Source organism: Sphingomonas bacterium, assembly GCF_903643065.1.
GTDB lineage: Bacteria > Pseudomonadota > Alphaproteobacteria > Sphingomonadales > Sphingomonadaceae > Sphingomonas.
This window is the reverse complement of the sequence record NZ_CAHJWX010000001.1, coordinates 1-22,531: the sequence shown is the minus strand read 5'-3', so window position 1 is coordinate 22,531 and position 22,531 is coordinate 1. Positions and strand designations below refer to the sequence as shown.

22 protein-coding genes are annotated in these 22,531 nt (G+C 65.9%); 4 read left to right on the top strand and 18 right to left on the bottom strand.

Annotated features, from left to right (window positions below; translation table 11 throughout):
* Positions 1-9 precede the first annotated feature (9 nt).
* The 5 genes from HUU95_RS00110 to HUU95_RS00090 form a co-directional block, all read right to left on the bottom strand.
* The gene (locus HUU95_RS00110) at positions 10-1,206 is read right to left on the bottom strand and encodes a hypothetical protein (RefSeq protein WP_174278207.1); all 1,197 of its coding nucleotides are present in this window, start codon (positions 1,204-1,206) and stop codon (positions 10-12) included.
* Positions 1,203-3,365, bottom strand: a complete 2,163-nt coding sequence (locus HUU95_RS00105) for a GumC family protein (RefSeq protein ID WP_174278206.1) — start codon at positions 3,363-3,365, stop codon at positions 1,203-1,205. The genes HUU95_RS00110 and HUU95_RS00105 overlap by 4 nt, the downstream gene beginning before the upstream one ends.
* A gap of 15 nt (positions 3,366-3,380) precedes the next feature.
* The gene (locus HUU95_RS00100) at positions 3,381-4,076 is read right to left on the bottom strand and encodes a polysaccharide biosynthesis/export family protein (protein ID WP_174278205.1); all 696 of its coding nucleotides are present in this window, start codon (positions 4,074-4,076) and stop codon (positions 3,381-3,383) included.
* A gap of 79 nt (positions 4,077-4,155) precedes the next feature.
* Positions 4,156-5,586: an O-antigen ligase family protein gene (locus HUU95_RS00095; RefSeq protein ID WP_174278204.1), complete on the bottom strand. Its 1,431-nt coding sequence runs from the start codon at positions 5,584-5,586 to the stop codon at positions 4,156-4,158.
* The gene (locus HUU95_RS00090; RefSeq protein WP_174278203.1) at positions 5,583-7,262 is read right to left on the bottom strand and encodes a hypothetical protein; all 1,680 of its coding nucleotides are present in this window, start codon (positions 7,260-7,262) and stop codon (positions 5,583-5,585) included. The genes HUU95_RS00095 and HUU95_RS00090 overlap by 4 nt, the downstream gene beginning before the upstream one ends.
* On the opposite strand from HUU95_RS00090, the gene HUU95_RS00085 reads away from it, so the two are divergent.
* The 3 genes from HUU95_RS00085 to HUU95_RS00075 are packed head-to-tail and all read left to right on the top strand — an operon-like array spanning position 7,261 to position 10,474.
* A complete protein-coding gene (locus tag HUU95_RS00085; protein ID WP_174278202.1) occupies positions 7,261-8,451 on the top strand; it encodes a glycosyltransferase family 2 protein in 1,191 nt (396 codons plus the stop codon). The two genes, HUU95_RS00090 and HUU95_RS00085, sit on opposite strands and share 2 nt — an antisense overlap.
* Before the next feature lie 32 nt (positions 8,452-8,483).
* A complete protein-coding gene (locus tag HUU95_RS00080) occupies positions 8,484-9,533 on the top strand; it encodes a glycosyltransferase family 2 protein (protein WP_174278201.1) in 1,050 nt (349 codons plus the stop codon).
* 8 nt (positions 9,534-9,541) lie between these two features.
* The gene (locus HUU95_RS00075) at positions 9,542-10,474 is read left to right on the top strand and encodes a hypothetical protein (RefSeq protein ID WP_174278200.1); all 933 of its coding nucleotides are present in this window, start codon (positions 9,542-9,544) and stop codon (positions 10,472-10,474) included.
* 120 nt (positions 10,475-10,594) lie between these two features.
* Here HUU95_RS00075 and HUU95_RS00070 read toward each other — a convergent pair whose 3' ends face one another.
* The 7 genes from HUU95_RS00070 to HUU95_RS14380 all read right to left on the bottom strand — a co-directional run bounded on the left by HUU95_RS00070 (position 10,595) and on the right by HUU95_RS14380 (position 18,510).
* The gene (locus tag HUU95_RS00070) at positions 10,595-12,091 is read right to left on the bottom strand and encodes a lipopolysaccharide biosynthesis protein (protein ID WP_174278199.1); all 1,497 of its coding nucleotides are present in this window, start codon (positions 12,089-12,091) and stop codon (positions 10,595-10,597) included.
* Positions 12,092-12,093: 2 nt separating this feature from the next.
* Positions 12,094-12,927, bottom strand: coding sequence for an NAD-dependent epimerase/dehydratase family protein (locus HUU95_RS00065; RefSeq protein WP_174278198.1), 834 nt, complete (start codon positions 12,925-12,927; stop codon positions 12,094-12,096).
* Positions 12,924-14,150, bottom strand: a complete 1,227-nt coding sequence (locus HUU95_RS00060; RefSeq protein ID WP_174278197.1) for a class I SAM-dependent methyltransferase — start codon at positions 14,148-14,150, stop codon at positions 12,924-12,926. The genes HUU95_RS00065 and HUU95_RS00060 overlap by 4 nt, the downstream gene beginning before the upstream one ends.
* A complete protein-coding gene (locus HUU95_RS00055) occupies positions 14,147-14,692 on the bottom strand; it encodes a dTDP-4-dehydrorhamnose 3,5-epimerase family protein (protein ID WP_217429676.1) in 546 nt (181 codons plus the stop codon). The genes HUU95_RS00060 and HUU95_RS00055 overlap by 4 nt, the downstream gene beginning before the upstream one ends.
* A 13-nt stretch (positions 14,693-14,705) precedes the next feature.
* Positions 14,706-15,773, bottom strand: coding sequence for a CDP-glucose 4,6-dehydratase (rfbG, locus tag HUU95_RS00050; protein WP_174278196.1), 1,068 nt, complete (start codon positions 15,771-15,773; stop codon positions 14,706-14,708).
* A 5-nt stretch (positions 15,774-15,778) separates the two neighbouring features.
* Positions 15,779-16,555: a glucose-1-phosphate cytidylyltransferase gene (gene rfbF, locus HUU95_RS00045; RefSeq protein WP_438827189.1), complete on the bottom strand. Its 777-nt coding sequence runs from the start codon at positions 16,553-16,555 to the stop codon at positions 15,779-15,781.
* A gap of 473 nt (positions 16,556-17,028) precedes the next feature.
* The gene (locus HUU95_RS14380; RefSeq protein ID WP_254602519.1) at positions 17,029-18,510 is read right to left on the bottom strand and encodes a sugar transferase; all 1,482 of its coding nucleotides are present in this window, start codon (positions 18,508-18,510) and stop codon (positions 17,029-17,031) included.
* 208 nt (positions 18,511-18,718) lie between these two features.
* On the opposite strand from HUU95_RS14380, the gene HUU95_RS00035 reads away from it, so the two are divergent.
* Complete coding sequence (locus HUU95_RS00035) at positions 18,719-19,693, top strand: UDP-glucuronic acid decarboxylase family protein (RefSeq protein ID WP_174278195.1); 975 nt, start codon at positions 18,719-18,721, stop codon at positions 19,691-19,693.
* 14 nt (positions 19,694-19,707) lie between these two features.
* Here the strand turns inward: HUU95_RS00035 and HUU95_RS00030 are convergent, their stop codons facing one another.
* The 6 genes from HUU95_RS00030 to HUU95_RS00005 all read right to left on the bottom strand — a co-directional run.
* Entirely contained in the window at positions 19,708-20,034 is a 327-nt protein-coding gene (locus tag HUU95_RS00030) for a DUF1491 family protein (protein WP_174278194.1), read from the bottom strand.
* Positions 20,031-20,480: a PaaI family thioesterase gene (locus HUU95_RS00025; RefSeq protein ID WP_174278193.1), complete on the bottom strand. Its 450-nt coding sequence runs from the start codon at positions 20,478-20,480 to the stop codon at positions 20,031-20,033. The genes HUU95_RS00030 and HUU95_RS00025 overlap by 4 nt, the downstream gene beginning before the upstream one ends.
* Positions 20,470-20,937 carry a PTS sugar transporter subunit IIA gene (locus HUU95_RS00020; protein ID WP_174278192.1) on the bottom strand — a complete coding sequence of 156 codons (468 nt, stop codon included), beginning with the start codon at positions 20,935-20,937 and terminating at the stop codon, positions 20,470-20,472. Before HUU95_RS00020 ends, HUU95_RS00025 begins: the two co-directional genes overlap by 11 nt.
* 67 nt (positions 20,938-21,004) lie before the next feature.
* Entirely contained in the window at positions 21,005-21,586 is a 582-nt protein-coding gene (gene hpf / locus HUU95_RS00015; RefSeq protein WP_174278191.1) for a ribosome hibernation-promoting factor, HPF/YfiA family, read from the bottom strand.
* Between the two features lie 20 nt (positions 21,587-21,606).
* Positions 21,607-22,299 carry a DNA polymerase III subunit epsilon gene (gene dnaQ, locus HUU95_RS00010; RefSeq protein ID WP_174278190.1) on the bottom strand — a complete coding sequence of 231 codons (693 nt, stop codon included), beginning with the start codon at positions 22,297-22,299 and terminating at the stop codon, positions 21,607-21,609.
* Positions 22,300-22,306: 7 nt separating this feature from the next.
* The coding region (locus HUU95_RS00005; RefSeq protein WP_174278189.1) for a dephospho-CoA kinase at positions 22,307-22,531 on the bottom strand (225 nt) is incomplete at its 5' end.

Here is a 22,531-nt window from a genome sequence, read left to right as displayed (position 1 = left end):
GTTCCATAATTATCCGCCGGTGCGCTCCATTCTCACGGTGCGCAACACGACGGCGACCGCGGCGTTGCCGGAGTGAACCAGCCCGGACAGTTGCAGGACGGGAAAGTCGCAACGAACCGGCTCAGCGGTCATCAGCTTCGCCCGGAGTCCTGGGCTAGTGAGCCGCGGCACGAAACCCACGGCGGCTTGGTTTGGACAATTCAGACTGAAGCCGACATATTCGACCCAGCTTGTTCCCGGTAGATCGCCCGTCACATCCAGTTGGTAACGACCCGCACGAGCGGTGGTGGTCTGGCTCATCAGGGCCGGTGCACCGCGACCGTCCCAGTCGACGCTGGCAAAACTGCCCCGTTCGTCGCGGCCGGCGTTCGAGGAATAGCCGCTGCCATTCCCCAGCTGCCATTCAAACGGTATCGGCAGCGCGTCGAGAGGCGAAGGACGTGCGGCTGCAGCGAAGTCAGTGTCGGCCAGCGGCTGGGTTACTGCCCCTGCGTTATTGGCCCGCCAAAGGGCAAAGGCTTCTTCCGCGCTGCCGTCGGCGATCAGCTTGGGAAGGATCGGGGCGACCTCGTTGCGAGCCAAGGGATCACCGCGACGTTGGACCTCACGCATGACCAAATATCGGCCCTCCACTTCCGGCGCGCGAACCAGATCGGATGCGGACATGAGGTAATAGCGGCGCCAGGGTGGTCGGCCGGCGAGCCGCTGCACCAGCAATGCGCGCGAGTCCGGGTTTAGCGTCATCACGTTTAGGATCGGGTAGATCTGCCCCAACAGCCGCTCCCGACGGAGCAGCGCATCCAACGCATCCATGACCAGCGCTTGATCGCCCGTTGCGGCAGCGCGCCACAGCAAGTTTTGCAGCGCCACCGTGCTGCGCCACCCCATGTGCCGGAGCAGCTCAACCTGTCGCGCGGCGCGGCTCATGTCTCCCGATGAGCGCGCCCGCGCCACAATCACCCCATTCACGGCCTGCTGGTCCAGCGGATCCGCGGCGAGCGCCCCCACGTCCGTCGGTCCGGCGCGCGCCGCACGAGTACCCTGCTGCACGATCAGGGCCAGGGAAGCACCATCGGCATTTCGGAGCGCCGCGACACGCAGGGTCGCACCGACATAATAGGCCAGTACCGCAATCAGCGACACGGCGAGGATCAGCGGGAAAGCCGCCTGCCTCCACGCGGCGTGGCCAGCATTGCGGAGCGTCACGACTGGTACCGATACTCATAGCGATAGTCGCTGCCATAGCCATAGCCGAGCCGACCGGGATCGTACTTAGTGAGCAGCGCGCCGGCGAGGCTGCTGCTGCTGCCTCGCAGACGCGCGATCGCGTTGGTCGCGCCGCGCACCGAATTGCGTCCGGCTTCGATCACGAACACCGTGGCCTCGACCTCACTCGCCAGAATAATTGCATCGGCGATGCCCAAGACGGGAGCGGAATCGATCAGTACCGCATCATAGCGCCCGGTCAGCTCGTTGATGAGAGCCATGAACTGCGCGCTGTTGACCAGCTCGGACGGATTGGGCGGTATCTCGCCGGCCGGCAGCAGATCAACACCGTCGCCGCGCGGCGACTGGATGGCGGCAGCCGCCGGCAGGAAACCGGCCAGCACATTGGTGAGGCCGTCCTGATTGCCGACACCGAACAACCGATGCGCATTGGGACGGCGCAAGTCCGCATCAACAATGATGACCTTTTTGCCGAGCCGCGCGATGCTGAAGGCAAGCGCATGGCAGGACGAAGACTTGCCTTCACCGGCCTGACTGGAGGTGAACAGGACGGTGCGCGGCATCCCGCCCTCCGATAGTGCCAAGGCGGTGCGCACGCTGTTGAATGCTTCACTGATCGAGGATTTCGGATCGGCAATCTCCGCTTGGATGTTTGCCGTCTGCGGAATGCTACCCAGGAGCGGCAGGCGCAGCCGGCCAGTGATATCGTCGGGAACGCGTACCGCATCGAACAACTGCTCGCGCAGCACCACACAAGCGAACGACAGCAGCAGGCCGACGAAGATCGCCAATGCCAGGATCAGCGGCAGCCGGGGCCAGGAAGGAGCCTCGCTGATCTCCGCCTTGTCGACAATGCTCAGATTATTGGTCTGTACGCCGGCTTCCGCGTTGAGCGAATTGTAACGGCGCAACAAAGCGTCATATTGTTGGCGGCTGGTCTCCGCTTCGCGACGTAGAATGGAAAGCTGGATACCCTGGCTCTGCTCGTCCAAGGTAGTTCCTTTCAGGCGCTCGATCTGCCGCGCCAGCGTCTGCTCGCGGCTTACCGCCACGTCATACTGGCTCTTGACGGTCTGACGCACATCGGTGGCGATGGCGCGAACCTGCCGATCGATCTCACGGCCTTGGGCGGCAGCTTCCACGACCGTCGGATAGTCGGCTTGGCGGGTACTGAGTTGCTGGCGGTAGGTAGCCGCGGATTGGGCGCGCTGCTCCAGCAGCGTCTGGACAGCAGGATTGGCGAGGACCTCGGGCACCCTGAAGTCAGGCAGCGCCTGCGTCTGGTGCCATTTCTCTTCGGCGGCAATTCGGTCCGCCACCGCACCCGAATATACCTGGTTCAGCTGCACCAGCTGCGCCGAGAGCAGAGATTGAGGTGCTCCCGATACGCTACCCGCCGCGTTGCTCGGATCCACCAGACGCACCCGACGCGCATAGGCCAACGCCTGCTGCTCGGCCCGCTCCAGCCGCTGCTGCGCCTCGCTTAGCTGATTGCGCAGGAACTCCAACGCGTAGGACGAGCTGTCGAACTTGCGGGCGAGATTGTTGCGGATGAAGCCGTCCGCATAGGCGTTGGCCACCCGCGCGGACAGGCGCGGGTCGGGGCTGACGAACGTCAGTTCGGCGATACGCGTGTTGCCCGTATACTCAACGTTCACCTTGGCGATCAGTACCTGCTCCACCTGCTCGCGATGGATCTCTTGAAGCGACTGATTAGGCGTGCCCGCTTCTGCGGGCTTGACCTTCATGGTGTCCAGGAAGGCGTCGCCACGGTATAGGCCTAGGTTCTCTGCTACCGCCTGGGCTACACCGCGACTGCGGATGATCTGAAGCTGCGTCTGCAGGAAGCGCTCGGCATCGTTCTTGGACGCCGCACCCTCACGGTCGGCTTCGGTGCCAAGGACCTTCTCCGCCTCCTGACGCACCTCGATCGAGACCTTGCTCTTGTACAGTCGCGTCGCCACCAACGAGTAGGCAACGGCACCGGCGATGCAGGCACCCATGATGAGCGCGATCCAGAAGCGCGATCGGTAAACCGCGGCCCACAACTCACGCAGGTTTAACGACTTCGTGTCGTCCGACGCGCGCGATTCCTGCGGGACCTCGAAGCCCGCGTCTGTAGTCATGTTGAACTGCACGATGTGTCTGCCCAATCAGCGCCCAAGGGCCACGAACACCGCTGCGGCGCTAGGAAGGGTGGCCACGATGTCGCGAAACAGCCTTGCGGCATAGTTGATGCCAACGATGACCGTATCTGCCTGATGCAGCTCCAAATCGGGGACACGGCCCGCACGGATATCATTGATATTGAAGCGGGCAGCATAGCGTTGCCCGTTCACTTCGCGCACCACAATGACTTCGTCGAACTTGGCGAATTGGGCGCCGCCACCCGCAAGCGCCAGCGATTGCGACAGCATCAGCCGGCCGGGAATGTCATAGATTCCCGGCTTCTCGACGGCACCGTCGACCGTGACCGTATAGTTGGTCGCGGTGACTACAGAGACGGCAGTCCGTGCATTGCGCAGGTAGCGCGCGTTGAGGCGAGCGTTGATGTCGTCGCCGAGCTGCGCCGCGGTACGCCCGGCCGCCGGAATGCTACCGATCAGCGGCAGGGCGACCGTTCCGCCGCTGGATACCGGCAGCTGGTTGAACGTCAAGCCGGGCTCGTTGAACACGGACACCATCAGAACGTCACGCGGCCCAATGCGGTATTCTTCCAGGTCAAGTGGGCGCGGAGCCGTTGCCGCGACAGCCGGAAACGCCCCGACACCGGTCGGCAGATCGTCGTGGGCCGCGCAAGCTGACAATATTGTGACGACGCCGGCCGCGAACACATACTTCAAGGTCACCGGCTCTTTCCTGGTGAAAGCAATTGGAAGGCCATGGTCCCTTCCCTACCCCGGAGGTAGCAGCACTGACCGCGACGACTCAAGCTCGTTGTTCACGGTGCACGAGTCGCCTGGTCGGGACGAGATCTCCCCGCACGACAAGAGCGATCGCCAGCGCGAAGATCGGCAGCACGGCCGGTCGGCGCAGCGGGTAGTCCACTGAGCTGTGAAGCGCCACCAGCAGCAGCACCAAGCCTCCGCAGGCCAGCGGCAGCCTCGCCGCCCGCTCCCCCCGTCGCCAGACCTTCGCGGCCTGCAGTACGACGCCGGAGAGAAGCGCCAAGAGGGCAAACGCGCCAGGCAGGCCCGCTTCGATCAGCAACTGCGGATACTCGTCGTGCAACTGGTTGACATAGGTCGGCCTGACCACGGCGAGAGGTTCGCCGATTGCGTACAAGGTGCTGAAGCTGCCGATCCCGGAACCCAGCGTCCAGTATCGCTCGACGAGCCACCTGCTGGTCGCCAGATATTGCCAGCGCAAATCCTGGTCAACAACCTCGAAACGGCTGAAAACCTTCTCGAACGCGGGGGTGGTACTGATAAGGACAATGCCCGCGATCGCCGCCACCGCGCCAGCGACCAGATAGGCCGGCCGCACGGAGCGCACGTACAGGATTGCCGTCGATATCAGGGCGAGCGCGCCCAGCACGATGCCGGCCCGGCTGTTGGTCGTCACCAGCGCCACGGCGACCAGGCCGGCATAGAGGCCAAGCCAAGCACGCGTTGCCCTCGCCTCCCGGCGGGAGTCGAGGAGGTAGGCCGCGATCGGCACGGATGCCGCCAAGATCAGCGCCGCATGGTTCTTGTTGGCGTACAAGCCGATAAATGCGCCCCGGTCGGAATCAGTGTAGAAATCAAAGGCTGCCCCGCCCGACCCGACCTGAACCAGACCGATCAGGAAATTCACCCCAACCAGCCCCAAGATCATCCAGGCCACGCGACGAAGGTCCGCCACGGAGACCGCTAGCAGAACCGTCACCAGCGCCGCGAAGGCAATGGCGATCACCGCGGCCCCGGCAGTGAACACGGGTGCGACGCTGAGCGGCTGCCAGCTGGCGGATAATCCGGCGAGTTCCAACGTTCGGATGCGCAGAGCCTGACCGGGTAAACCCTGCCAAACCGAAGGAGGCAGGGGTACGATTTGAAGCAAGGGCAGCAGTGCCGCGCCCGCCAGGCCGATCCGGAACAGCGCGGGCTGCGCGCGCAGCGCTGCGCCGAAACCCGAAGCCGGCAAGCAAGCAAGCAGCACCAGTGCCGCTGCCCCGACGACCAGCGTCGCGAGAACACCGGGAATGCCGCCTCCCAATACCATCATGACCGCGACCATCAGCATCGCGGCCGTGGCAGCGCCCGATTGACCGCGCCATGCCGCAGGGCCCGAGGCAAGAAACGCCCCGAACCCGACCTCACGTTGGCCGGACCGCCGCCGGCGCGGTCGTCGTGCCGCGCCGCCACTCGTCACGATCGTCATGGCTCGACCCCGATTTTCATCGCCCGCCACGCCCCAGCCGCGTAGCGCCAGCCGGTCACGACGCGGACGGACGGGGTCGCCTGCCCCGCAGGGGACGACAGCGCTAGATTTGCACTCCACGCGCCGGGGGTGCCGGGAACGCTTGGCGGTCCCCAGCCTGTCACCGGGCCGCCGACAACGGCCCCGTCGGACGCCCGTGCGTCATGGACAGGCCCACGGATGGCGAGCGCCCCGGTCACCGTCCCGGCCAGCCGCAACGTCGCGCGCTGGAGGACCACGCTGCCGACGATGCGTGAGGACGCGTCCACCGTGATGGTTTGGTCCACACAGCTCAGCGTCCCGCCTTCGGGCGTGAGCTGGCTTTCGGCAAACAGGTGCAAGGCTCGTAGCCGCCCCGTCCCCGCCACCCTCGCACCGGCGACCCGCGTCGCTGTCAGGACCAGTTCTCCCTGGTCCGACCCGGCCTGGGGCGCTATTTGGCCAACTGAGCAATTGCTTACCGTGGCGCTGAGATCGGGTGGCATGAAACCGGCCTCCAGCCGCGAGACCGCGCAACCGAACAGGTTCCAACCAGCACCCACCAGTACCGATACGGTGCCGCCAACCACATTGACGATGCCGCTCTGGTTAGCCGAGGGATGGAGCTCGGCACTGGGATTGTGGAAATTGACTACCCCGCCGCTGGCGTCCACCGAAACGGGGATACTGCCCTCGACGCGCAAGTTCCGGATATCCGCCTGGTTGCTGACCACGGCGGCCGACGCCTGGCCCGGGTTGGCAGCGGTGAGCCGGACGGAGTCAAAGATGCATGCGCCGCCAAGCAACCAGGTCGGCGCCATGCCGCTGGCAATCGCGCGCTCGCTATGGATCTTGACGAAGCTACAGGAAAGGGTCGCGGGATCGATCCGGATGGCGCCGCTCACGGACTGCTCCACCTGGAGCCGCACCCAGCTGGTCTCGTTGCAGGTGCTCGGCCCTCTGGTCGCCACCTCAAAGGCATAGACCCCCTCGCGCCCGCATCGCTCCACGCTGATCGAGAGAAAGGCGCAATCCCAGCACTGGATGTGGCGTATGCCGAAGCCGGCCAAGTTGTTCACACGCACCCAGCGAACGGTAGACAAAGAAAAGACGCCATTGTCCTCGTCCGAGCCGAAGGAGATGCCGTTTATGCGGGGGCGACGATCGCCTGTCATCCGGCCGTCATCGCGGATATCCGCCGTGCCCTCGCCAGTCAGCGTGACGCAAAGATCGGCCACCGACCCCGTCACAGTCAGCGCCGTATAGCCGGCACCCGACGCGACAAAACCTGGCGCGGCCGCCCCACCATAGCTCGCCGGCTCGAACACGATGCCAACACCCTGGCTTCGTAACGGCCCGGTGATGCGCACGACCATGGCGCCGAAATGCGCGATGCGACCGCCCGATGCCGCGCAGAGGTCCAGAAATGCCTGCACAGCCCGGGTATCGTCCGTCCGTCCATCGCCCACGACACCATGGGCGCGCGCATCAAGCGGTAAACCACCGGGCACGGGCGCCAAGCCACCCCCTTGCGCGCCAAAGCCTTGCGTGCCGCCCTGTCCGGCCAAACTCGTCAGCGCCGCGCCCGCGCTGCCAATGACGGCGCGCCGACTGGGAGCAATGCCGCTATTGATCCCGTTCCGTCCCGGATCAGCCATGATCAGGCCGAGGGGCGCATATGCGCTGGAGCTGCCGAAACCTCATCGCGCGCCGGATGCGGTATCGTTTTCGGAAAGGCAAGGCATCCTGCCCGGCTGCGCCTTCGTTGCATCCCTTGGGGCATATGCGCAAAGGAGCGACCGGCCCAGCGTCGAACGAGAGTCTCCGATGTTTCCCGAGTTCGTCGTCTATCTACCGGTCCGCAACGGAGGGCATCATGTGGACGCCGCGATCCACAGCGTCCTTGCCCAATCGCACACGGCATGGCGGCTGGTCGTTCTCGAAAACGCCAGTACTGATGGGACGTCCGAGCGCCTGGCGCGCTACCATGACCCGCGCATCACCGTTATTCCCGCGAACGAGCCGCTACCGATCCACGCCAATTGGCACCGCGCCCACGACTTGATGGCGAACGAGCCGGCCGACCGACTGGTCACCATCCTGGGTCATGACGACCTGTTCCACCCCAATTTCCTCGCCGACATCGCGCGGCTGGTGACCGAGCACCCGGACGCCTCCTTATATCAAACGTTGTTCGATTTGATCGACGAGAATGACGGCCGTACGCGGCCCTGCCGACCGGTCCCCGAGCAAGAAGGCTGGACCTCGCTGCTGGGTCAGCTGTGCTGGTCGCTGCGCGACAGCTTTGGCACGGGCTATGTGTTCCGCGCGGGCGACTGGCGGCGGGTGGGCGGGATTCCCGACCTGCCCATGCTGCTCTACGCCGATTGGCTGGTGTTCACGCGCTTGACGCGATTGGCGTACAAGGCCTGTACGCTGACCAGCCGGTTTTCCTACCGGCGGCACGGGTCTAGCACATCCGGCACACCCAGCCGGGAGAAGCACGCCGCCCATCTTCGCGCCATGCAGGAGTTCATCCGAATCATGCGAGACGAGCTCGCAAGCTTCGCGGATACGGACGCTGGCCGCTCGGCGATCGCCGCTCTGCTCGCGCGTGAATTGTCGGTACTGACCGTGCCCGTGATCCGTGCCACGTTCGGGCCTGGCGAGCGCGCCGGGCTGACCGACCTGCTGGCCCTGTACGATGAAGTGGCCGACGGCGTGCCCGCAGCCACGCTGGTGGGCCAGCCCTATAAGCCAGCACGCCTGTTCGTCACTCTTCGACGCTTCAACGCCACGCAGCAATTCCTGCGCCATCACTGGTGGGGCCAGCGTCGGCGGCGGTGACCCGCATCAATCATCCGCCTATAGCGACGCCCATGACCATGCCCTTTCCACCCCCAAGCGCGCGCGCCGACGAGTCGCCGCTTCTGGTCGTGCTGCCCGTGCGAAATGGCGAGCCGTATGTTCATCAGCTGGTGGCAAGCCTGATCGCGCAGGATGATCCGGGTTGGCAGCTGGTGGTGCTGGACAATTACAGCACCGACCGGACACGCGACACGGTGCGCGCATTCAACGATTCCAGAATCGAGCTGATCGAGTCGGATCGGCCTCTCGATATCTATCATAGCTGGCATCGCGGACTAGCGGTTGCGGAGCGGTTCGCACAATCGAACCCGCTCACCACCTTCGTGGGGCATGACGACTGGTTCTACCCGCGCTTCGCCGGTCTAGCCAAAGCCATGGCACGCGCGCATCCAAACGCTACGCTGTACCAGATGATGCTCGACTTGGTCGACGTGCAAGGCCGGCCGATCCGACCGGGCAAGCCCGTCCCCGAGCGGGAAAGCTGGCTCGACATGGCGGCGGCCATGGCGTGGAACTTCCGGGACTCGGTGGGCACCGGCTACTTATTTCGCGCGCGTGATTATGTACGTGTCGGCGGGATGCCTCACCTGCCGCGCATCCTGTATGCCGACCACCTTCTGTTCCTGCGGCTCGCCCGGCTGGGCTACAAACACGCCGGCACCGACACGGGCTGCGCCTATCGGCTGCACGCCGGCAGCACGTCCGGATCGATGTCCGCGCCAAAGATCAATGATCAGGTCGAGGCCTATGCCGGCTTCGTGGACCTGTTCGTGGCCGAGTTCCCGGAAATCAGGCAGAGCGACACGGGCCGTGCGGCCCTGCAGACTTGGATTGGGCGCGAGCTATACCTGTTCGACGCGCCCGCCGTACTGCGCACGCTGACGCCGGCAAACCGGGAACGGGTGGCGGGCCTGCGCCGGCGGCTTGAAGACTTAGGCGGCAAGGCGCGGCCAGACCATTGGTCATACCAGGCAAAGGGCCAGCTCCACCGGACACTGCGCCACGTCAAGCTGCACGGAAAGTTCGGACTGGCACGCTGGCGGGATCGGCTGAGCCGGTGACGCGAACGGTGATCCGCTCGCCCGCCTCGCTGCTGGAGTGCGACTGGACCTTTACGTCGTCGCATCCGTCGCTCCAAATTCGACGACTACGCCTACAGAGGCGATGGACCGCGCGCCGTCCCGCGCCGCCGTTCGCCGTGCTGCGCCCACCCGCTCCGCGCGACCGGTGGAATCTGCTGTTCCTGTTCGTGCCCACCGGACGGCTTGATCGGGACCAAGAAGCGATACTGGCCCGGGTGCGCGCGCTTGCGGGCGGGCTGCTCGTCATCTGCGCCACGTCGTCACCAGCCGACCTACCCAATTTCGACTTGGCGGACGCGGTCGCATGGAAGGGTCTGCCGGGCTTCGATTTCTCGGCCTATGGCTTGGGGCTTCGGCTGATCGCGACGCACTCGCCAGGTGCCACGGCTTATGTTCAGAACGACTCCGTCTTTGGCCCGTTCGGCGACATGGACGGTCACGTGGCCCGCGCGCGTTGGGATCTGACCGGATTCATGGCGTCCGCGACAGTGGAGAACCATGTCTCCTCCTTCGCCTTCGTGCTGAAGGACGTGAGCCCCGCGCGCGTGGCGGCGTTATCGGCGGTGCTGTCGCCTGACTGGTGCTACAACGACTTCAGCTCGGTGGTGGTAGCCCAGGAGACGTGGCTCGCGCGGGTGGCCAGCGCCGAGATGAGCGTGGGCTCGTTTTTTTACATGCCCGTGCGGCCCGCCTCGCCGAGCTGGAAACAGCGCATCGGAGTGCGACTGCGGCCGGAGACGGCACGGGATCATCCCATCGACGTCAGTGGCGACCCCACGCTGGGCTCGCCGCTGGACTTGATGGATCGGGGCTTTCCGTTTCTGAAGCGGTCGCTGCTGGGCAAGTTCCGGGGAATGACGGACGCAGATGCCCTGCGCGCGCGATTGTCCCGGTCGGGCTGGCCGGACCCCGCCCTCTGACCGAGCCCGAGAACAGGACAAGGGGGGAGGCGCTTCAGAAAGCTGGCCTGCATCGATAAAAGCATCGGCATTGCGCGGCGCTTCGACGAATCGCGGCCGATCGGTCGCACGTGAAACACTTCATCGAGCGGCGAGCCCGCGTGCGCGCGCCAGCACCGCCGCGCGTGGCGTCGGCAGCGCCATCGCGCAGGCGATGGCCGCCAGCATCCAGCCGCCGCCGATCACCGCCATTGCCGGCCAGGAACTCGCCCCCGACGGCAGCGCAAGCCGCACTGCGCCCAGCACCCCCACCGCGACCAGCGCCGGCCAGGCAATGTCCCCCAAATACCAGCGCCACTGCTCGCCCGGCAACAGCCGGCGATGCATCACCGGAATCTCGATCACGAGATAGCTCAGCGTCAGCAACAGCCACGTCACCGCGCCGCCCATCGCGCCCAAGCGATGCACGAGCACGAGCAGCACCGGCGCGAAGATCACCAGTGACAATGTGTTTTTGTAGATCGACAGGCTGGTCCAGCCATGGGCAAGCTGAAGCGACAGCGGCAGGAACATCAGCGCAAGAACCGCATGCCCGGTCATCAGCACCCGCAGCAGCGGCGCGGTTCCCGCCGCCACCGCCGGATCACGAAGATAGAAGGCGAGCAGCTCCGGCGCGAATAGGATCACCGTGACCGCCGCGGGCACGACGATCAGCACGAGCCCTTGCGTAGCGGCATGGTACAGTCGGGCGATCGCCGCCGTCGCGTCCTCGGCCACCAGCCGTGCGATGGCGGGGAAAGCCGCACCCTCCATCGCCGATCCTGCGGTGCTGACGGTCACGGCAATCGCGCTCGCCAGCGTGTAGAAGCCGAACACACCCAGCGGCAGCGCGCGTGCCAGCACGACCTTGTCAAGCTGTCCGACCAGGATGGACAGGAGAGTGATGCTCGTCACGCCGGCCGAGAAGCCGACCGTCGACCCCATGCTGCTCCAGCGCGGGGTCGCCACATGACCCGGCATCGCCAAACTGCGCCAAACCATCGCGCGCAGCACCACCACCATCGCGCCCGCCGCGACGGCTTGCCACAGAAAAAAGACGGCGACTTGCCGCGCGCCAAGCAGGAGGATCAACGCGGCTCCGCCCGAGCCCAGCGTCGCGCCAGCGGCGGTGATGGCGCTCAACAGAACCTGACGTTGCAATCCCAACAGCGCGCCGACGTACAGGGGCACCGGCCAGCGCAGCAAAGCGGTCAGCCCCATCACCCGTACCGCGGCGATCGCCGTCTCGACGGGCATGCCCTTCACGTTGAGCCAATGGCGCACGATCAGCGGGGCGGCGAGGGCGATGACACCGCCGACCACTACCGCGACCGACCAATATACCGCCTCGAGCGTGCGCAATAGATCGCGCGAAGCCCCGCGCGCGCCGAGGTCGCCGGCGCGGCGCGCCAGTTCGCGATTGATCGTCAGCGACAGACCGAGATCAAGCAAGGCGAAGGTGGCCATCACCGTGGCAAAAAATCCGATCAGGCCATAAGCCTCGATGCCGAGGAAGCGGATGTAGAAGGGCACGAAGAGAAAGTTCATGCCCGCCATCCAGATGCGCCCTGACAGAATGGCCAGCACGGTCCTGCCCATCCTCAGTCGCCCAGCAGCGCGCGACGCTTGGCGGACGAGCCCCAGAAGGCGAGCGGCTCGTAAGTCGGATAGGAATAGTGCCCGAGATCGGGGACGATATCGGCACCGCTCTGCGAGATCCAGCGTTCTACCAGCGTCCGGACCGACACAGGCGTACCAGAACAGATGTTGACCACGCCGTCGTCGCCGCGCCGGGAAGCCAGTGCCGCCAGGATTGTCGCCACCTCCGTCACCGGCAGATAGTCACGCAGTTGCTCTCCCGCTGACATGGGGAACGTCCGGTCGCCGCGCGCGATCGCCGCGCCGAGCAGCGGGTAAAGGGAGGATGATGCCTGACCCTCCCCCCATACATAGAACAACCTCGCCCAAGTGAGCGCGAACGATCGCTCCGCCTGAAGAAACCGGAGTTGGTCGAGCAGCGCTGTCTTAGCCCAGGCATAAGGGTTGGCGGGCTGCGGTGCCCGATCTTCGGCCAGTTCGCCGTCCACCATGCCATATTCGTAACAGGTGCCCGTCACCAGCATGGCCGGCAACCCTGAATCCGTGACCGTCGCCAGGAAACGGTAGTGGAGCGGCAACTCGCGCTCGTAATGGTGACGCGACAGGTAGTTAGGTAGGCCGCCCCAGGCGAGATGGACGAGCTGATCGGGTGACCCCATCGCGCGGAAAGCGCCCGACCCCGCATCTTCCATATCCAGCTGGACGTAGCGAACGCCGGGCACGGGGGCACGCGGCGCGGCGCGGTCCACTCCCACCACTTCCTCGCCCCGCGCCACCAGCGCGCGTATCACGTGTGCGCCGACGAAGCCCGCCGCCCCGGTGACGGCCACCGTCACGTGACCACAAGCTCCGGGATCGCGGTCACGAAACGAGCACCCCACTCACGGGCGTAGGACAATTGCTGCGTCACCTCGTCGCGCAGATTCCAGGGTAGGATCAGAATGTAGTCCGGCCTCTCCTCGCGCAGCCTCTCCTCGCCGACCACCGGGATCCGACTGCCGGGCAGGAACTTCCCCAGTTTCGCCGGATTGCGATCCACCACCCAGGGCAGGAGGTGAGGGCGGATGCCGGCGAAGTTGAGCAAGGTGTTGCCCTTGGCGGCCGCGCCGTAGCCCGCGACGCTCTTGCCTTGGCGGCGCACGTCGATCAGAAAGTCGTTGAGCGCGTCGGCGATGGTTTCCGCCTGATCTTGCAGCCTTGTGTAATAGGCAGGCGTCGCGATCCCTGCGATGCGTTCGGCTTCCAGCAGCGCTGCCACGCGTGGAGAAACCGGGCGGGTGCCCGTGTCCGCGCGCTGCGCGTACACCCGAAGCGAGCCGCCATGGGTACCAACCTCCTCCACATCGAAGACGGGCAGGCCGTTGGCCACGAAGATGTGCTCAACCGCGGTCAGCGACAAATACGAATAATGCTCGTGGTAGATTGTGTCGAACTGATGCTGCTGGACCAAGTTGACGAGATGCGGGAACTCGAAAGTGGCCACGCCATTCGGCTTCAACAGGATCGCAAAACCAGCCACGAAGTCGTTGATGTCGGGCACGTGCGCCAACACGTTATTGGCAGCCGTCAGGTCCGCTGCGCGACCCTCGCTAACCAGCAGGCGAGCCAGTTCGGCGCCAAAGAACTCCTCGACGATTTCGATGCCCTTCTCACGCGCAGCGGCTGCGGTGCTGGCGGTCGGCTCGACGCCAAGGGCGCCAATGCCGCGCGCCGTCACATATTGGAGTAGGTACCCGTCATTCGCCGCGACCTCCACCACCAGCGACTGCGGACCCAAACCCAGCATATTCGTCATGTTGGCCACATACGCCTCTGAATGGCGCAGCCAACTGGTCGAGAAGGAAGAGAAATAGGCGTATTCCCCCGAGAAGAACTCGTCTCGTTTCGCGAAATCTTCCGTCTGAACCAGCCAGCATGTCTCGCATACCGCAACCCGCAGCGGGTACCAGGTCTCTGGAAACGACAATGCGGCTCGGCTCAGATAAGAGTTGGACGGCGGCGACGACCCCAAGTCGATCAGCGGCAACGCCAGCGGGGCGCCGCAATGACGACAGTTCATAAGGTGATCCCTGCGAAATCAACGGTAAGCATGGGGTGGTTCCGGTCACGAGCCGATACGTCGGCGGCCGGGAGCGGCCAGCTGATCGCAAGCCGCGGATCAAACGGATTTAACCCGCCTTCCGCTTCCGGCGCGTACCGACAAGTATGGAGGTAGAACAGCTCGCAATCAGCTGTGAGTGTCTGAAAGCCGTGCGCGAAACCGCGCGGGATGAAGAACGAGCGCCGATTTTCTGCCGATAACCGCTCGGCATGCCAGCGTAAAAAGGTGGGCGAGCCCGCGCGCAGGTCCACCGCGACGTCCAGCACCTCGCCGCGGAGCACGCTGACGAATTTGTCCTCCGCATGGGGGGCATGCTGGAAGTGCATTCCCCGGATCAAGCCGGGCGCGCGCGTCAACGTCTGGTTGATCTGCGCGATCGGTCGATCGAACCCTGCTCCGGCCAGTTCGTCGGCGCAGTAGAGCCGCGACAGGAAACCGCGTTCGTCGCCCCGCATGGCGCGCGTGACCAGCTTCAGGCCGGCAAGGGGCGTGTCTGCCACGGCGAACCGCGCCTCAAGCAACGACGGCCGCCTCTTCGTAGGCGGCAATTTGTACGCGCGTGACGTCGCCCATGTCGGCGCCCGAGCGCCATGCCCGATGCCACGCCGCCGTATTTGCCAGCGCGATGGCGAGCCCCCAGCGAGGCGCCCAGCCGAGCAGGCCGCGCGCCTTGGCGCTGTCGAGCTTGAGTAGTCCGGCTTCATGGACACTCGGTTCCCCGGTCGCCCGCCAGCCGAGTTCCGGCAAGGTGCGCGCCAGTTCGTCAAGAACCCAGGACACCGGCCGCGCATCGGCCTCGGCGGGTCCGAAATTCCAGGCCCCGGCCGCCTTATCGCCGTCCGCGTCGCACAGCCGCTCGGCAAGCCGGATATAGCCAGACAGCGGTTCCAGCACGTGCTGCCACGGGCGAACCGCAGCCGGACGACGCACCGCCAGCTCGGTGCCCGCGTCAAAGGCCCGCAGGGCGTCGGGCACCAGCCGGTCCAGCGCCCAATCGCCGCCACCGATCACGTTGCCAGCGCGGGCGCTGGCGATCCGGGGAGCGCCATCGACGGCAAACGAAGTCCGCCAAGCGGCGGTGACCAGCTCGGCACATGCCTTGCTGGCGGAATAAGGGTCATGACCGCCCAGCGGCTCGTCCTCGCGATACGACCAGAACCATTCCTTGTTCTGGTAGCATTTGTCGGTGGTCACGCTGACCAGGGCCTGCACGCCACCTGCCCGCCTAGCCGCTTCCAATAGGTGGGCGGTGCCCATGACGTTGGTAGCGAACGTCTCCAGCGGCTGGTCATAGGACAGGCGCACTAGCGGCTGGGCGGCCATGTGGAACACGACCTCCGGTGCCGCCGCCGCGAGCGCGCGTCCAACCAGGGCTGCATCCCGGATGTCGCCCACGACATGCGAGGCGAGGCTTGCCTGGACGCACGCTTCATCAAACAGGTTGGGCGTGGTGGGCGGCTCAAGCGCAAAGCCATGCACCTCGGCGCCCGCGCCGGCCAGCCACAGCGCCAGCCACCCGCCCTTGAAGCCGGTATGACCTGTCAGGAAAACACGCTTGCCTCGCCAGAACGCGCGGTTCATCGCGACTACCAGACCTTCCACGGTGCACGACGGTCTTCCCACAGCGCGACCAGCTGCTGCTTGTCGCGCAGCGTATCCATGGGTTGCCAGAAACCCCGGTGCTCCCAGGCCATGAGTTGCCCCTGGGATGCCAAGGTTCGCAGCGGTTCCTGTTCCCAGGTCGTGGTATCGTCCTTGATATAGTCGAGCACCCGGGGCGAGAGCACGAAATAGCCACCATTGATCATGCCGCCGTCACCCTGCGGCTTTTCCAGGAAGTCGCGTACCCGGCCTTCCTCGATATCCACCGCGCCGAACCGGCCGGGCGGATAGGTGGCGGTCAGCGTGGCGAGGCGCCCGTGCGAGCGATGGAAAGCCAAGGTAGCGGTAATGTCCACGTCTCCCACCCCGTCACCATAGGTCAAGAAGAACGCTTCCTCGTCGCGCACATGATCGGCGACACGCTTCAATCGCCCGCCAGTCATCGTGTCATCACCCGTGTCGACCAGCGTCACCACCCACGGTTCCGCGCGACGTTCGTGCACGATCAGGTTGTTTGCTTCCAAGTGGATCGTCACGTCTGACATATGCAGAAAATAGTTGGCGAAATATTCCTTGATGACGTAGCCTTTATAGCCGCAGCATATGACGAAGTCGTTGACCCCGTGCGCGGCGTAGATTTTCATGATGTGCCACAGGATCGGCCGGCCACCGATTTCAATCATCGGCTTTGGTCGGGTGGACGTCTCCTCGCTGAAACGGGTGCCGAGGCCGCCGGCGAGTATCACTGCCTTCACGAACATTCCCCTAAAGCCGGGCGTAGGCCCGGCTGGGCGACGAGCGCCTTCGCCTCATTGAAGGCCGCCTGCTAGCAAGCGCGGCTTGGCGACGCCAGCCCTTGGAAACGGGAAGAAACCGTCCGTCCCGATCAACAGGATAAATGCGTTCCTGTGTCGACGGTTCTGGTCACGGCGGCGCGGGTTGCGTCGGCTCGCATTGCCGCAGGTCGCTCCATCGCGCGGGATGGAAAGTGTTGTTACTGGATGACCGGTCGCGCGGGCGCATCGATCCGGTGCGATGGGAGCCGCTGGTGCACGCGCGGATCAACGGCACAAACGCGGTCGCGCTGCCTTGCGCGAGCCCCGACCGGTCTGGTCGCTCACTTTGCTGCCTACGCCTGCCGGGCGAGTCCGTGATGCGGCCCGATCTACCGCGACAATAACAGCGCGGGCACGTTATCACGGTTGGAGACAGCGCTCGGCAATGCTGCAGGCGCCTAGAATGCATTGCGATGGGTAAGCACCCGAAACGTCGCGATGATGATGCCTAGGTCGCGCCAGATCGACCAGCCCGCGACATACTCCAAGTCGGCCTGGAGGCGGTTGGTGAGATCCGTCTCCTTTTCCGTGTTGCCGCGAAACCCTCGGATTTGGGCGAGACCTGTCATGCCCGGCTTCACGGCGTGACGGTGCCAATAGCGGGAGTCCACCTCCCAATAGAGGCGCTCGGCCGCTAGCGCCGCCAGCGGATGAGGGCGCGGCCCGACGATGCTCATGTCGCCGGCGAGCACGTTCAGCACTTGGGGCAGCTCGTCTAAACTGGTGCGACGAATGAACTCACCCACCCGGGTAACGCGCACGTCGTTGCGCGTCGTCAGCTGGCTGCCGGCTACGTCGCTGTGGGCGAGACGCATGGAACGAAACTTGTAGATGTGGAACACTCGATTCCCCAATCCAACACGCGGCTGGCGGAAGAACACGGGGCCAGGACTGTCCAGCTTGACCGCTATCGCCACCAACGCCATCAACGGCACGAGCAGCGGTGTCGCCGCGACCACCAATACTAGGTCCAGCGTGCGCTTGATCGCTCGGTCAGGCAGCGACAAGGGCGCGCTCGCCACCGCGAGAGTGGTGCTGCCCTCGTAATAGCCAAGACCGATCGCCCCAATGGCATCTAGTTCGGCGGCCAGTACCTCCGCGTTGACATTCGCGCTCTTGAGCGCGGACACCCACAGCTTGCGTCGCTCCTCGGGACAGGCGACGATCACCCGATCGGCCGCCTGGAGACACCATCCCAGCCGATCCAGCATCTCCGGGCTATCGAGCCGGAGCGAGATGCCGTCGCGCGTGGCATCGAGCAGGATGGAGCCCGGACGCAACGGCGCCTCCACGCCGTCCTGGATGACCACCTCGTTGATCGACACATCGCCGAGCAACTGATGCGCGCGAAGGGCAAGGCGCGTGCGGCTGAGGAAGAGCCCACCAATCGCCAAAGTTGTGCCCAGGCCCACTACACCTCGCGACACGCCCCCAACCGCCTGGAGGAAGAAGGCCACCAAGCCGACTAGCCCGATCGCCACCACCAAGGCGCCGCAGGCCTTCAGCGCGCTGACTCGTGCACGCGCCACCACTCCCATGCTGAACGCATGCTGGGTCACCGCAATCAGTGAATAGGCCGGAAGGACCGCAGCCAGTGTGTCGCGCGCATGATAATCAAGTGGATTACGATACCATAGCGCGGCACCCAGCGCGAACGCGCCAGCAACCACGCCCAAATCGCCAAGCACGGCGGTCAATTGGATGCGATGGCGCCGCTTACGGCGCTGGGTCAGTGCGTGGACAACCCCGGGCAGCGCCACGCCATTAAAGCCTGCCGCGCCGCCATCCCTGCCGGTACGTCGACGCTCGGCCGAGAACGGACGATACTCTTGCACAAGCAACTCTTCAAGCCGCAGCGATCGGACGGTAATCAACGGCACGCGTCGCTCCGCTATGCCTCGTGATCGAATTAGCTCATTTAGCCACTACCGACAATCCACCGCGACATTGGGACGGCCATGATCCCGAGGGGACACGCCATGCCGTTGTTCTATCGGGACGATCGTCGCGCGGTACACTCCCATCTTTGCCAACGCCGCCCCGTTGGGTTAGGCAACCGCAATTACCGGGAAAGATGGCTTTTCTCCAATGGCGCGTGAAGTATATGGCCGGCGACGCGTGCTGGTCACCGGCGGGGCGGGATTTCTCGGCTCGCACCTGATCGACCGGTTGCTGGACCGTGGCGACGAGGTGCTGTGCGCGGACAATCTGTTCACGGGTGACAAGCGCAACCTGGACCACCTCCACGGCCATCCGCGTTTCGAGTTCATCAGGCACGACGTGAGCTTTCCGCTCTACGTGGAGGTGGACGAGATCTACAACCTCGCCTGCCCGGCGTCGCCCATCCACTACCAGCATGATCCCGTGCAGACGACCAAGACGTCGGTGCTGGGCGCGATCAACATGCTCGGCCTCGCCAAGCGGCTGCGCTGCCGCATCTTTCAGGCATCCACCAGCGAGGTCTATGGCGACCCGGCGGTGCATCCCCAGCGCGAGGACTATTGGGGCAACGTCAACCCGATCGGCTTCCGCTCCTGCTATGACGAGGGCAAGCGCTGCGCGGAGACGCTGTTCTTCGACTATCGCCGCCAGCACAAGCTGGCGATCAAGGTCGCACGCATCTTCAACACCTATGGCCCGCGCATGCACCCGGCCGACGGACGAGTGGTGTCGAACTTCATCATCCAGGCGCTGAAAGGCGAGCCGATCACCATCTATGGCGATGGTGGGCAGACCCGGTCCTTCTGCTATGTCGACGATCTGCTCGACGGCTTCATGAAGCTGATGGAGACGCCGGACGAGGTGACCGGGCCGGTCAACATCGGCAATCCCAACGAGTTCACCATCCACGAGCTGGCCGAGCTGGTGATCAACCTGACCGGCTCCGCCTCGACCATCGTCACACGCCCGCTGCCACAGGACGATCCCATGCAGCGCCAGCCCAATATCGATCTCGCCCGCGAAAAGCTGGGCTGGGAACCCAGAGTCCAGCTGCGCGAAGGGCTCGGTCGTACCATCGCCTATTTCGACGCGCTGCTGAGCCGGGACCGCTCACCTTCCTGACCCGGACGGGCGGATCAATCGGCGCCGATCGTTTCAGCGGCGAAGCGTTGCGCGTCCGCGCTGTCCAGTTCGACCACCCACAGATCGGGGTCGCGCTGGCGGCGGCGGCGCCAATAGCCGTCGAGATCGTCGGCCGGCGTCGAGTCGATCAGGCCGGATCGGCCGTCCGGCCCGATCCCGCGCTCGTACAGACGTGGCGCCGCGCCCCGCTGCGTCGCCACGACCAGCACCGCCCCGCCCTGCGCGTCGCCCCTGGCCAGCACCGCGCCGAACCCGCCCGCATCGTTGACCCGCCGCAGCATCGCCGAGACGAGCATCGCGGTGGGCAAGCGCTCGGTCACCGCCGGTAGCCCGGCAGATCGGCGAGCGGGATGCGGGAGCGCATGAAGGTGCCGGTCCCACGCGCCGCCTCCTGCCCATCGGCGTCGAGCAGCCGCGCGTCGCCGATCAGCACGCGCCGCGCGCCGCTGATCCAGCGGCCCTCGGCGGTGACCGGCCCGGCCTTGAGCGGGCGGGTGAGCAGCAGGTTGAACTGCGTCGTCAGCAGGAAGCGGTCGGTGACGAGGCTGTTGGCGGCGTAAAAGGCGGCGTCGTCCAGCATCTTGAAATAGACGGTGCCATGCGCGGCGCCGGCGGCGTGGAAATGACGCTCGTCGATGACGAAGCGGATGCGCGCGACACCGGGCTCGGCGATCTCCAGCCGGCTGTCGAACGCGCGGTTGATCGCGGCGGCCTCGTACAGCGCCTCCAGCGCGCGGAAATGCGCGGGTTCCGCGTCAGGCGGCATCGCGCGCGCGATCCTCGGTGAACAGCGCGTAGAGCGCGTCGGGCGAGCCGGCGCCGCGCAGCTTGGCGAGGAACGGCCGGTCGCGCAGCCGGCGCGAGACCCGCGCGAGCGCCTTGAGATGATCGGCGCCCGCGTCGGGCGAGGACAGCTGCACCCAGACCAGATCGACCGGCTCGCCATCCACCGCCGCGAAGGCGAGCGGCTGCGCCAGCCGGGCGAACACCGCCGTCACCGCGTCCACGCCGCTGGCGCGCGCATGCGGGATGGCGACGCCGCCGCCGAAGCCGGTCGAGCCGAGCTTTTCGCGATCGGCCAGCGCGTCGGCGATGACGCCGACCTCGATTCCCGTCTGGCACGCCAGCGTGGCGGCGGTGGCGGCGAACAGCGCCTTCTTGCTGGCGGCGGCGAGGCCGAACAGCACCGCGTCCGGGCGCAGGAGATCGCTGAGGTCGGCCATCGCGGGCGGCGCTCTAGCCCCGCCCGCCGGTGGTGGATAGCCTAGGCGCGCGTTGACCGGGTCGCGCTTACGCGCGTTGGGGCTCGACCCAGCCGATCGTGCCGTCGCCGCGCCGGTACACCATGTTGAACGCGCCGGTGCCGGAGTTCCTGAACAACAGCGCCGCCGTGTTGCGCAAATCGAGCATCATCACCGCGTCCGAGACGCTGGCGTCGGGCACGTCGACGCGGGTCTCGGCGATGATCAGCGGCGCGTCGGCGACCTCTTCCTCGCCGGCCGGCTCGGCGAACAACGTGTAGCCGGCATTGTCATAGCCCATCGCCTCGGCGGCGGCGGCGGTCTCGCCCGCGTGGCGATCGTGGATTCGGCGCATGTAGCGGCGCAGTTGCTTCTCGATCTTCTCGGCCGAGCCGTCGAACGCGGCGCGGGCGTCGTGCGCGTCGTGGCGGCCCTTCAGCATCAGCCCCTGCATCACGTGCGCGACGATGTCGCAGGTGAAGCCGGCATCGTGCGGGCCCTTGCCGAACGTCACCTGCGCGGAGATTGCGCGGGCGAAATACTTGTCGGCGATGCCCTGCATCCGGTCCGTGACATGGGTGGCGAGCGCATCGCCGGTGGCGACCTGATGTCCCGAAACGCGGATGTCCATGTGATTCAAGCTCCTTGGCGTCAGCCGGCGGCGACCTCTCCCCAGAGAGGGGCCACGACGGTCTGGAGGAACGCCCGATGGCGCGCCTTGTCTCCCTCCAGCACGGCGAAGCGGCGCGGCGGGCGGACGGCGCGCGCGATGGACGACGCGGTCGCCAGCGGCGTGGCGGCGGGCGCGTCGCTGACCAGCGTCAGGCCGATCTGGCGCCCGCCCATCAGCTCGACATAGACCTGCGCGAGCAGGTGCGCGTCGAGCAGCGCGCCGTGCTGGACGCGGTGCGACCGATCGATGCCGTAGCGGCTGCACAGCGCGTCGAGCGAATGCTTGGCGCCGGGATGGCGCTGGCGCGCGATCGCCTGGGTGTCGATCATGCGGGACAGGCAGACGAGGTCGCGGCCGCAGCGCGCCAGTTCGCCGTTGAGGAAGCTAAAATCGAAATGCGCGTTGTGCGCGATCAGCGGCGCGTCGGCGATGAACGCCATCAGATCGTCGGCGCCCGCGGTGAAGACGGGGTGACGCGCCAGGAACTCCGCGCGCAGGCCGTGGACGCGCGCGGCCTCCTCCGGCATGTCGCGTTCGGGGTGAAAATAGGCGTGGAAGATCTCGCCCGTCTCGCAGCGGTTGAACAGCTCGACGCAGCCGATCTCGACCAGCCGGTCGCCGCCGGCGAAGCTCAGGCCCGTCGTCTCGGTGTCGAACACGATCTCGCGCATGGCGGGTCTATGAGTCCGCCCGCCCGGCAAGGCAAGCGATCACGTTGGTTACGGCGGCGCGGGTCTGGTCGAGCGGCACGTCGGTCGCGATGACATAGTCGGCGCGGGCGCGCTTGTCGGCGTCGGGGAGCTGGCGGGCGATGATGGCGTCGAGCTTGGCCGCGCTCATGCCGGGGCGGGCGAGGACGCGGGCGCGCTGGACGGGCTCGGCGGCCGAGACGACCGCGACCCG